Below are 12,820 nucleotides of genomic sequence, written 5' to 3' on the forward strand. Positions count from 1 at the left end.
GATTTGGGGGGGGATAGTGGTGATATTCGGAAGCTTATTTATGCCCAAAGTTTGTTTCGCTTCTAAATACGTTCCAGCTCGGCAGCTAGTTTTGACATACTAAAAGTAATGTGTGGCAAAACGTAAGATGTGACCCTATTGCCTTCCTTTTATTTTAATAACCTTAAAAAATACAATGGCATAATACCTCCGAATTATTCTGTTAAACTACACCTGAAACTTTTAATCAGGAGTGATAATGCCTCAATCAGCATTCGCAAATTTACCCCCGCTACCATTTATAGTGATTTCTGCACTACTAGCTATAGTGCTTTTTATCTTTATTGCTCGACTTAAATCTACAAAACGAGAACTGGGAGATTCCAAACAGGAAACCGAAAAGGCTTCTCAAGCACTTGCTGACTATGAGATGCAATATTCTGGCATCATCAATGTGGATAAAGAGATTGAGGTTCGAGATCAAGCATCCAAATTGCGCCAAGACGAAGCCAATACAGCTTTTCTTGAAGTCACAAATGATATTGAGCAACTCAAGTCGAGTTACAAAGAAAAGAAAGGCATATATGACTCACTCATCCATAAAATAGGTATTTATGACGATGATGTTGAGTTGCTAGAGCTAGGCTTCTACGAACCACACTTTGACTTTGACACTGCGGAGAAATTTAAAGATAAAATCCGCGAGTGCAAAGAGCGTCAAAAAGAGCTTCTTCGCCTGAAGGATACCTCTGGAGCCATTTACTGCACCACTGAGTGGACGGTAGGTAACTCAAAAGTTGAAGGTAAGAAGATGACTGACCGAGGCATTAGGCTCACAGCTCGTGCATTCAACAACGAATGTGAAGCCGCCATCGCCAACTGTACTTGGAAAAATGTCGTCAAGATGGAAGCGCGAATTAATAAAGCCTTTGAAGCAATTAATAAGCTGAATGAGTCCAACATGATTGTCATTTCAAATAAGTATTTGCAATTGAAAATTGAGGAACTTCGCCTGACTCACGAGCACAAAGATAAGAAACAAACAGAGAAAGAAGAACAAGCTGAAATTAAGGCTCAAATGCGTGAAGAAGCGAAGATTGAAGCTGAGATCAAGAAAGCGGAACAAGAAGCCATCAAAGAAGAAGCCCGCTTTTCTAAAGCCCTTCTGACCGCTAGAAAACAGCTTGAGTCAGCGAATGACGAAGCCCGTAGTAAATTGGAAGAACAGATCGCACAGTTACAGTCTGATCTTGAATCCGCAGAGCAAAAGCATCAACGTGCACAGAGTATGGCAGAGCAAACCAAGCAAGGTCACGTTTATGTTATTAGTAATATTGGCTCGTTTGGAGAAAACGTTTATAAGATTGGTATGACCCGCCGACTTGAACCAATGGATCGGGTCAAGGAGTTGGGTGACGCTTCAGTACCATTCAGTTTTGATGTTCACGCAATGATCCACACCACTGACGCACCTTCTCTTGAGAAAGAGTTGCATCGCGTATTCGATAATGACCGTCTGAACATGGTGAATAGGCGTAAAGAGTTTTTCCAAGTGGATCTATCTGACATCAAGAAAGCTGTTAAAAACTTTGATATTGATGATGCTGAGTTCATCGAAACTGCTGTAGCACAGGACTTCAATGAAACTAAAGCAATGCGCAAGCAAGCTGAGTTGAAAGAAGCAGTCGAGCTTGGTGCTATCACCGATTTAACTAAGGCGAAGCAACCTGAATTTGCTGAGAGCATTTAACGTGTGCTAATTCAGGTCTGATCTGACAGTTACCCAGAGGCTGTAACAGATTCTGTGTAACTGACATTTAGTTCATGTGGCTCAATGGTCAATGTTGGGGGTTCAAGGCTTTATTACACGCTATATTAGTGAGGTTAGCAGTTTAGGTTACCATAATGCTCCTCTCGAACTGATGGCGTATGAGATTGATAACAAGTTCCAAAAAGGGACAGAAGTTTTTGATATTCTAGGGACTATCAAACAACGAATATAACAAACGCTTTAAATCTGATTCGCAAACGCGTACCGAGCTCGCTAACGCTCAAACATGGTACACGTTCACTCACAGTTTAAGCGGGCGTTACTTTTCCCATACTTTAGATAATCCGTGATTTACTAAATTAGCAAAATCGGTAAACAGAAATGTCCAGAGACTCCATAGACCTGAAGTTTTACTCGTGGCACTTTTCTCAAAAAGTGCCAGCTAGCTCAGATCTGCTCCATTACGTGTTTCGTGCGATTTACATCAGGAGTTATTTTATGAGGTTAGGCCTAATTTTTCTTATACATGTAATATCCATAATATTTAGGCCTTATCATTATTTCTATTTTCACTTAGAAATGAACGCCTGAATTAGCCGTTGATCGGGCCTTTATTAATGGCAGTTAATGGTTGGTTCAAGTTGAAAATTACACCGCGAACCTCATCCACACCCATCTTTTTTAAGCGAGCACTATGCATTGCTAGGTAAGTCTCTGCGCTGTGTTGGTCTTCAAAAAGGTAGATGCCACCGGCCAATTTCTCGGCTTCATTTTCTGTCCAGATTTTCCAGACCATACCCGGTTCATTGTTGATAGACTTTGCTAGGTCAACGAGTGCGTTCGACATCTCTTCGCCAAATGGACCGTTAAATTCAAAATCGACTTGTAATAATTTCATGGTTACTTCTCCAAATAGATACTTGGTATTGCGCTGAGACCTATGGCCAAATCGCCAACATCAAAGGCTTGATTGCCTGTTTCAATATATATTACCTGTAAAAAACAGACAGAAAAGTTCATAATACTGCCATTAACTGTCAGGATTTTAGACCAATGAGATTGAAGACAACTCTCGACCAATGGCAAACTCTCTATGAATTAGATCGTGCTGGAAGCATTCAGGCTGCGGCATTGAAACTAAATAAGAGCCATACCACTCTGCTTTATGCGTTGAGAAAATTGGAAGATCAACTGGGCGTATCGTTGGTTCAGATTGAAGGTCGCAGAGCGGTGTTATCTGAAGACGGTAAAGCGTTATTGCGCAGGGCTAACAGCATGCTAGAACAAGCGCGAGAACTTGAGCTAATCAGTGCACAGTTAGCAAAGGGGGTTGAGTCTGAAATAGTGGTCGCAGTTGATCATTTGTGCTGTCTTGAGCGAATTTATAAACCGATGGTTAATTTTCTAGCTGAAAACAACAGTACATCGATACAAGTGGTAGAAACTTCGCTATCGAAGACTACTCAAATGGTCACTCAAGAACTGGCCGATGTAGCCATCATTAATCTACCGATAACTAATTACCCTGCGGAAGCCTTTGGTTTTACCGAGATGGAGCCTGTTGTGGCGAGCTCACACCCGTTAACTAAGGCGACGTCTATATCGCTCAATCAGCTCTCGATGCTACCACAAATTGTGGTGAGGGATTTAGGTTCGGTTGAAAAGCTTGGTGAGAAAAAAGATGTGGGTTGGTTGAAATCGAGTCAGCGCATTACGGTTGATAATTTCGACCATGCCTTTAGTGCGGTAGAGCAAGGTGTGGGTTATTGCAGGTTGCCCAAGCATATTGTTGATAACCGAGGCTGTGGGAAACTGATTGTGCTGAAAGTCGAAAATGGCGGTAGTTATCAGGTTCCATTACATCTGACTTTACCTAAAGGGGCAAAAACGGGGACTGCCACAAAACGTTTTTATGAATTGCTTCTTGAGTCAGCCTCTAGATAAGTGGTTTTTGTTTATATCTTCGCCAAATCACCAAGCAACTTAAGCGCTAATTCGTAGTTTTAACCGTTTGCGACTACACTCATCTGACCACTGCGTTTTGTAGTGCTACCCATATCAATTATTGTTTAAAGATACGCTCAGGGAGAGACGTAAATGTATCCATTTTTTCGCCTCGCAAAAGTGACATGGCAAGCCAAAAAACAAGCATCACTAAAAATCAGCGACAAAAGCAGTACACAATTCTATTGCCACCCTTGGGACTTGGACATATTTAACGAATTAAACAACGGCCGAGTACTGACCCTATATGATCTCGGCCGCACAGCACTAGGCATTCGATGTGGACTCATAAAAGCACTGGCCGACAACCGCTGGGCATTAGTCGTGGCAGGAAGCTCAATCCGCTATCGAAAGCGAGTCCACTTACTCAATCACCTTACCATCCACACCCAATGCGTCGGCTTTGACGACAAATGGCTCTATGTAGAACAATCCATGTGGGTAAAAGACCAACCCTGCTCATCAGCCCTAATCCGCGCTGGCGTCACCTCAAAAAATGGTATCGTCCCACCACACAAAGTATTAGAAGCCATGGGAGAAACCAACACCTTCGGCGAACTTCCCCGCTGGGTAACAGAGTGGATAGATTCAGAACAACACCGCCCTTGGCCGCCATTGGGGGAGGGATGAAACGATAACAATATTGGTTATATCAAGTGATCTTGATATGTTTGTTGTTGAGTATTCTATGGCTTCTAACGATATGAGCTAGAGCTAGAGCATCATTTGGTCTCTTAGTTCAAATTATTCAAATCTTGCCCCGCAAACTGCGAAAATTTGGAATCCAGATCTAACAATATCAAACCCGTAATTATTCCACGCTTCTTACACTGACTAGCAAATCATTGGATTGTGTTGGGTAGAGTATGAGAAAACTGTTTGGATTATTGGTTGCTTTTTTCCTATTAGAGTATTCAGGTAAGTATGCGTATGCTGTTGAAATATCAATCTTAACTGAATGTCAGGGAGCCTTGTCGTGTGACGGTCCTAATGAACCCAATATTCCAGATAATGATGACGACGATAGTAGTAACAATAACGGAGGCGAGCTTGATGACGATTCTGGCCCAGACCCTGTTGATGTGGATAGAGAAGCCATTGCGTCGGAAATCTCTGATATTACCGGCAACACTATCGACGCAGCAGAGGTTGCAGGATTGGAGGCAGATAGAGAGGCGATTGCCGCTGATACCCAAACTTCTGACATACAAAGTGATAATGAACAACAGCAGCAACAAGTCAGTGAAACAAGCGCCGAAGGGAACGAAAGTGATTGTCCTGTTGAATTGTACTCTGGGTGCAAAATAACGCGTGAAATTGACTATACCCATCCTGTATTTTCTTTAGTTAGGCAACATCGTATCAGCCAAGGCTCTGCATGGTCGTTAGGTGCGGGTTGGCACTCCTCTTTAGATAGCCGAATTATTTGGGGGGTGGATGTTGATATGCAACCCTTAATTGAATTAAACCAAGCATCAGCGAATCAATATCAAACCATTATTAATGGTATTGACCAAGGTATTGATGAATTACGCAACTCTTTCAAAGACCGCCTGGCCTACAATGAAGAACAAATACAGCAGCAATTGTTAGAGGCCATCTCTGAACTGCAGGCGCAGCGCGCAATTTATGTTGCGAGTAGAGATCAGATTCAAACAAAGATTAATGAGTTAACAAGCCAGCATCAACAATCTGATTATTATCGAGAACGCAACCGCTATGTAGTGGATACGGCTTATCCAGAAGAGTATGAGATTGGGCTACATAAGTTAAAATGGGTCGCTCCCAACGGCAGTAGAAAGCTGTTCAGTGTTGAGCCATCAACATCAAGTATCACACCAATTATGGGACACAATACCCATTTACAAATTGATGAAAATGGGTTGTTTGTTGTCTCTACTGCCAAGGGGGTAACCTATCAATATAACTATCAAGGCTTCTTAGTTAAAGTCAGTCAAAATGATGGCCGTAGCGTGACTATTTATCGAGATAGCCAGCAACAGCCAATACGTATGCTCGATGAGTTGGGGCGAACGGTTTCTTTTACTTATACCGACAATCGTTTAACGAAAATTACCGATCAAGAAGCACGAACGCATAGCTATACATATCAATCTGGAAAACTTAGTGATGTTGTCCAATTTAATGGTGCCAAACATCATTACCAATATACTTATCAAGACAACCCCCTAGCCTTAACTGTGAAATCCGATGGTGAAGGTAATAGCGCATTTTATCTTTATCGCCAGCAAGACAACAAAACGGTGGTTGATACCCAGATAGATCCTTCCGGTAATCCGTTTAGCTATGAGTATGATTTCGCAAATCGAACCACCACAGTGATAAACCGAAACCAAACTCGCATCCGTTATCAGTACAACGCACACAATCAAATTTTATCTAAGGTGTATGAATCTGACGGAACTGAAATTAACAAGGTTTATGATGATAAAGGTAACTTGATAACTGAATATGATGAATTAGGACACACCACTCTTTACCGTTATGACTTGTATGGTCGAGTGATATCGACAACCGATCCAGTAGGGCGCAGCACTGATGTAGAGCGGGATGAAGCAGGCAGAATACGTTCAACGATTAATAATGTCGGCGATGAAACGCAGTTTGTTTATGACAGTGCAGGCCGAATAGAGAGTATCGAATTAGCGGATGGCTCAGTGGTGAAAGAGCATTGGCTTGATAATGTGCTGATTCGCCGCATTGATGAAGTGGGTAATTACACTGAATATCAGTATGACGATTTAGGATACCCAATTCGCATTGAACAATTTGATCCTCACACGCCCGTAGAGCAAAGGTACATTCGAGAAACAGAGTTTGACAAAATAGGTCGAATATTAAAAGTTGCAGAAGGCTCTCGCGCTCTTCCTAAGCAGCAGTGGCGCGTGACACATTATGAATACCACAGTGACGACGGTCGAGATTTAGATTCACCAACACGTATCATTGACCCGCTAGGTCGTGAATCGATCCTACAGTACGATGCCAATGGTTTACTCACTTACCAACAAGACTTCTCTGGTGTTAAAACCTACCTGACTTACACGCCAAGAAATAAAGTTGCGACCAAGAAAGTACTCATGCCGTCCTTAACGGGAGAGATCGAACACCTTACTCAGTACAGTTATGATTCAGAAAATAATTTAGTGTCGGTGGCACTTCCACATGGCGCAGTGTGGCAATACCAATATGATTCACGGAATAGGTTAATTCACTCTTCTATAGAGGGAACAGAGGTCAGTAAATCGTATACCTATGATGCGTCAGGTAATCACATTGCGGAAACCTATAGTTTAGGAAGTACCACCCACTTTCAGTATTATCCTGACAGCCAACTGCAATCCACAACTAACTCAATTGGCAACATGGTGGAGCATTATTATGATGATGGGGGAAGACTATATGCCACTTATGATCATGAGCGGGCGGCGTATGTAGATCAATATGGATATAACGAGCTTGGGCACATTATTCAAAGTAACGATGGCAATGGAAATGCGACACATTTTACGCCAAATGCGTTGGGGCTTGCTCTGTCTGTATCAATGCCTAACAGCACTCAAGATCGCATTCGCCATGATTATAATTGGCAAGGCCTCCCAACTCTTTATAGCGACGTCAGTGGTGGCGAATATCTGTTTCAATACAACGTGTTCGGTCAGGTTGTTTCAATTACAGACTCAGAGGGAGGTGTTGAGCAATTTCAATATGATGGGTTAGGGCGTAAAACCTTACACATCAATAAATCAGGCTTGCAAACTCAGTGGCAATACAATCAGCAAGCGAGTCAGCTGGTGGTCACACAAACTCAATCCGATACAGACAAAAGTATTGTGTTGCTTGGCAACCATCGTCAAAGTAACAAAGTTTACGATTTGCTTGGACGCTTAATTGAATACAATGATGCGGCAGAGCAAAGCTGGCTGTTTACATACAATCAGCAGGGCTTGCTGTCATCCATTATCTACCCAGATAGCAGTCAGGTATTGAGGCATTACAATCTTGCAGGATTGATGACAGCTGAAATAGTCGCAACCCAAGGGCAGCAATCTAGAGAGAGTTACTTTACCTACGATGGTGAAGGACGGTTGTTAACCGAACAACTGCCGTATTATCGCCTTGGTAGCGTGAATACTTACCGTTATAACGACTTAGGATTATTAAGCTCCATGACGATGCCTGACGGCGCTTCTTATCAGTTTTATTATGATATGGCTGGCAGGAAAGTATCCGAAGTCAATCCCCTTGGACATCAACAGTCTTGGGAGTATGACAACAATGATAATGCAGTGAGTTATACCGATGGTGACGGCTATCGCTGGCATTATACTTATAATGCCGATAACCAAATCGTCCAGGTTATTGATCCGGAAAACGGGCATCACGCACCGACTCAATATGCCTACGATGAAATGGGGCGACTCACCTCGAGCAGTAACCCACTCGGCCATACCCAACATAGGTTATTAGATTCATTAGGTCGCTTGATTGGCGCTAAAGATGCTACTGGCAATATGACTCATATTCGCTTAGATAATGCCGGTAGACCAACAGTTATCTCCAACCGTTTAGGTGAAGAAACACAGCAACAATATGATGCTTTTGATCAATTGCTCTCTCAAACTAATCCTTTAGGTCACACAACTCACTTTGAATACGATGCACTTGGGCGGACAACTCATCAAACAAACGCGCTTAATGCCAGTGAGCGTTGGGAGTACAATTTCCGCAATCAGGTGACGGATTATTCTAACCCACTCAATCAGACAACCCGTTATCAATACGATGGGTTCGGCAATATCGCTGAGATCAAACAGGCAAATAATAGCGTCACTCGATATGCGTTCAATGCCGCAAACAAGTTAACAAGCATCACCTCGGCAGTAGGTACTCAGCAGTCATTTGACTATGACGATATGGCAAGGCTAACCACCTTTACTAACGAGCTAGGTGAGCAATGGCACTATGACTATGATTTAGCAGGGCAGATAACACATGCTTATCAACCTGAACAAAATACTGATATTCATTTTCAATATGATCAGCGAGGTCATGTCATTGAGCGTCAATACGCCCATCAAGGGCAGTGGCATAGCGAGGTATTGAACTACGATGGACTAGGACGTCTTGCCAAAATTGACGGCCCTGAATTAGCGGAAAATTATCACTATGATCCCGCAGGTCGATTAATTCAGGTGGATAACAGCAAGCTAGGGCAAAGTTTTAACTATGAATACAATACACTCGGAGAAAGAACCTATAGCCAAGTTACAAGCGATGAAGGTGTTTATTATCATCGCGATGCCGAGGGAAAAATAGTAAGGCTTGAGCGCAATACAGCTGACGGCAATCTTACTTTTGAGCTTAGTTACGATGCAAGCGGTCAACTTCGACAGATTGATTACCCAAACCGCAGCCGTCGAAGCTTAGACTATGATGCAGTCGGTCGTATTGTCAGCATTGTTATCGAACAACAGGAATATAAAGGAAATCGCTGGCGAGACACTTGGAATACCATCGAGGTACTTAATTATCAATACGATAGTGCGGGTAATGTCACCGCGCAAAACAGGAAGACGGAACAGGGTGATAGCGATCAATGGGCTTATTTTGAATACGACCAAGTTAATCGAATCGTCAGCGCTGATTATCCCAACCAAGACGACATTGAATTTAGCTGGGATGATGTAGGAAACCTTACGCAAAAACAGACAAAAACAACCGTGTATACATACAGTTATAACCAAGCCAACCAGCTAGTAGAGATGCAAGGACATAGACTGCCCGGTTTTTCTTGTGACGATAGTAGCTGTGACAATGATGAATCAAGCGACTCTCATAATTTTGTTTATCAGTACGATGCTAACGGCAATCTGGCAAGTATTAGCAATGGCAATGAAGTGCAAAGCTATCAGCATGACTCGCTAAACCGAATGACTGAAGTGATAAACCCTGATGGTTCAAGCGTTCAGTATGGATATGATGCTAGATCTCGCAGAGTGAAGACAGTGCGCACAATCCAAACTACCATCAAACAAAATGGCAACTCGAATCAGTCCGAACAACTCAATCAAAGCACTTTATATAGTCATTACGATGGTCGCCAAGAGCAAGGCCAATGGCGAGATAGCGATGCAGGGTTTGCTCCATTTAGATCTCTGACTTTGTTACCTGGTTCAGATCTTCCCTATGGCAAAGTACTACATCAATCCTTATATGATTCGACATCAAGCCTAGTGCAAGCCAGTGGCACTAAGGGTGCAGACACTAGCCATCTTTACAATCATCATGACCGATTAGGTAGCACTATTCACGTGTTAGACAGCACTGGTACTTCTGCTATGCGACTAGGCTACAGCCCATTCGGTCAAACATATCGTAAGCACAATGATAAAACTTTTTGGAAAGCCAATGCGGGTGTCAATGCAAACAAGCAATTAGGTCAACTAATGCCATACCAATACACAGGCAGGTACACCGAAAGCAGTACAGGTCAGATCAATCTAGACGCCCGTTGGTACAACCCGCACAACAGTCGTTTTATCCAGCCTGACTTCTGGAGTTTAAAGAACACATACCTCCCAACTGAAATTCAACATGAGCTAATAAAAGCAACAAGTCTTAATACCGATATGTTGCTACGTGATCCTAACCAACAAATGTCCTATGGTTATGTGAGTGGTAATCCGTTTTTCTGGGTGGATCCGTTTGGGTTGGCGGCTTATCAAACCTATTTGGAGGTAAAGGAATCTAATTATAGTTACGGGACGACTGAGGAATATCAGAGCAAAAGCTTTGAAATGACGGAGGAAGAAGTAACAAAGCTGAAAGAATATTATAGTGCTGTTTCAAAAACTTTCACCGCATTGGGAGTTATGAGTTTAGCGATACCTCAAACCAGAGCGCTTTCTGGGCCACTGCTGGCTGGTGGTGCAATTTTGGGGGGATTAGAGGCGACGCTTGAACAGGATAAAGTTGAAGCAATAAGTTATGAAGTAGCAGCGAATATTGGACCAGCCAAATTGCTAGGGCCGATAGTAACCATAGGTAAGGGGATAGGGGATTTTGTGAAAAAAATTAATGATCGAATAGATGGTGTTACGGAAGTAGTGAAAGAGTACCTTGGTAGCAAAATAACTTCATTGAAAGGAGATTGTTAAACTATGAAGTTAACTGTTGTTTATGTAACAATAAAAAAATTAATTGCAATTCGAATGATGTTATTTTTAGTTATATGTCTTGTTAGTTTTCAGTTGTATGAATTGATTGTTACTGGTGAGACTCTGGGGAGAGGGAAATATAAAGCTTGGGGTGTAGCATATATAGCTTCTTTTTTTCAATATATAGTTTTCATTACAATGAGTTGCTATTTTTTATTTTTTGGATTTAAGAGGAAGTAGTCTACTTGATTAAACTTGCAATATGTATATAAAATAAAGTGTTATAGTTTAACCATCAAATAAAAGATGTGAATAGACTTTTGATCTTTATAAAGAATACATTGTTCATTGACCAATAAATCTCTAATAGTTCTTTTTATGTTCATTAAAATAAGCTTATGATTAAGCTTAATTAGGATGATTTTATAAAATGAAGTTCACTGTTGTTTATTTGAGATATAATAAGTTGATATTGATAAGAATTATTCTTTTGTTATTTATGGTGCTCTTTGGTTATCAATTGTATAATGCAATAGTTACGGGGGTTACTCCCAATAGAGACAAGTATGAGGCATGGGACTTAGGTTATATAGGGTTTGTATTGAAATACTCTTCGTTTGTTTTTGTTTCTTGTTATTTTTTAATATTTGGATTTAGAAATAAATAGCTACTACTTTAAAAGATTAATTAGAGTGAAGATAAGTGATTTTATTTAATGCCTGAAGCTGTTCTCATGTAGGGAGTACCTATTATTACTCTTTTAGTCTAGCCTTTGTATACTACTATAATATAATCTGTTTTTAGTGTTTATTAATAAAAAAGGATCTTTAGTATGTTGATAAATAGGTTTTTATTTATGCTCTTGTTATTTGGGTTTTCAGGGGGAGGGAAAGCTGATGACTCAATAGAAAAATACATTAATAGCAAAATGAATAACTTTGTTGAAGCTCCTCTGCTCCAAGCAAGTGAAAGAGTTTTTGGAAGTGTACCTCCTAAATTTAGTCAATACATAAAAGATCTGGAGGATACTTTTGGTAGGTATGAAGAATACAGTATCTTATTAGTAAAGAAAATCTCCAATCGCTCATACAACGTATATATTGAAATGAACTTAGAGAAAGGTGCCACGTACTTAAAACTACTGGTTTATAAAAAGAAGAATAGTCAGTGGAAGATTAACTTCGCAACAATTGATAAAGTTCCTGGAAATATAATTTATGATCTTAATTTATTAAATTCGGAATGACTTTCTTATTATTAACAAAAAGTTATTTTAAGACATGAAACTTACTGTAATTTATGTGTCAGCAAATAAATTAATTTTAATTAGAATATTGTTGGTTTTAGTAATTTTTATCGCTTCTTTTCAGTTATATGAATTGATTATTACTGGTGAGGCATTGGGTCGAGGTAAATATATTGCTTGGGGTATGGCATATATAGCTTCTTTTTTCAAAATATTGTGTTTATTATTAGTTGCTACTTTTTATGTTTTGGTTATAAGGTTAAGTAATAATGACCTCAGGACGTAATGATGAGTAATAGTCGATTATATATCTATCAGGTAGATATAAATTATTTAGTGAATTCAATGCTTATACTTATATCCGAGATTCCTCAGACAATTTAGGAATAAACCACTTCATATGCCTACCAAAATAGAGAGAGGTCACGAACGTTATTTGAACAATAATGTGCATTATAGGAACAACTTTTTACTGTATGGAGGGCACTATGAAACCATCAAGGATGAGTTCACGGCGTCTTGTGGATATGATGCGCATGATTGGTCGATATGTGTTCAATCATGCGTTCGCCCTACACAATAAGCTTCGTCAGAAATAGATGAACACTTAGAATGGGCGCTTCGATATATAATGAAGAA

Annotated in this window: 6 protein-coding genes; 5 read left to right on the forward strand and 1 reads right to left on the reverse strand. The window is 40.7% G+C overall.

Translation table 11 applies throughout. The annotated features are described in order from the left end of the window. Positions 1–238 precede the first annotated feature (238 nt). The gene (locus tag A9260_RS10870; protein WP_068698890.1) at positions 239–1,729 is read left to right on the forward strand and encodes a DUF4041 domain-containing protein; all 1,491 of its coding nucleotides are present in this window, start codon (positions 239–241) and stop codon (positions 1,727–1,729) included. 613 nt (positions 1,730–2,342) lie between these two features. On the opposite strand, the gene A9260_RS10880 is transcribed toward A9260_RS10870, so the two are convergent. Then, positions 2,343–2,648, reverse strand: a complete 306-nt coding sequence (locus A9260_RS10880; RefSeq protein ID WP_068698892.1) for a monooxygenase — start codon at positions 2,646–2,648, stop codon at positions 2,343–2,345. A gap of 155 nt (positions 2,649–2,803) precedes the next feature. Here A9260_RS10880 and A9260_RS10885 point away from each other — a divergent pair, with 155 nt between their 5' ends. From A9260_RS10885 to A9260_RS10910, 4 genes are all read left to right on the forward strand, one after another. After that, complete coding sequence (locus tag A9260_RS10885) at positions 2,804–3,694, forward strand: LysR family transcriptional regulator (RefSeq protein WP_068698894.1); 891 nt, start codon at positions 2,804–2,806, stop codon at positions 3,692–3,694. 153 nt (positions 3,695–3,847) lie between these two features. Then, positions 3,848–4,384: an acyl-CoA thioesterase gene (locus A9260_RS10890; RefSeq protein ID WP_068698896.1), complete on the forward strand. Its 537-nt coding sequence runs from the start codon at positions 3,848–3,850 to the stop codon at positions 4,382–4,384. Between the two features lie 236 nt (positions 4,385–4,620). Beyond that, positions 4,621–10,935 carry an RHS repeat-associated core domain-containing protein gene (locus A9260_RS10895; protein ID WP_068698898.1) on the forward strand — a complete coding sequence of 2,105 codons (6,315 nt, stop codon included), beginning with the start codon at positions 4,621–4,623 and terminating at the stop codon, positions 10,933–10,935. Positions 10,936–11,791: 856 nt separating this feature from the next. Next, on the forward strand, positions 11,792–12,181 hold the full coding sequence (locus tag A9260_RS10910; protein WP_156684079.1) for a hypothetical protein: 390 nt from the start codon (positions 11,792–11,794) through the stop codon (positions 12,179–12,181). Positions 12,182–12,820: the final 639 nt, after the last annotated feature.

This window comes from Vibrio sp. UCD-FRSSP16_30 (genome assembly GCF_001676025.1).
Classification (GTDB): domain Bacteria; phylum Pseudomonadota; class Gammaproteobacteria; order Enterobacterales; family Vibrionaceae; genus Vibrio.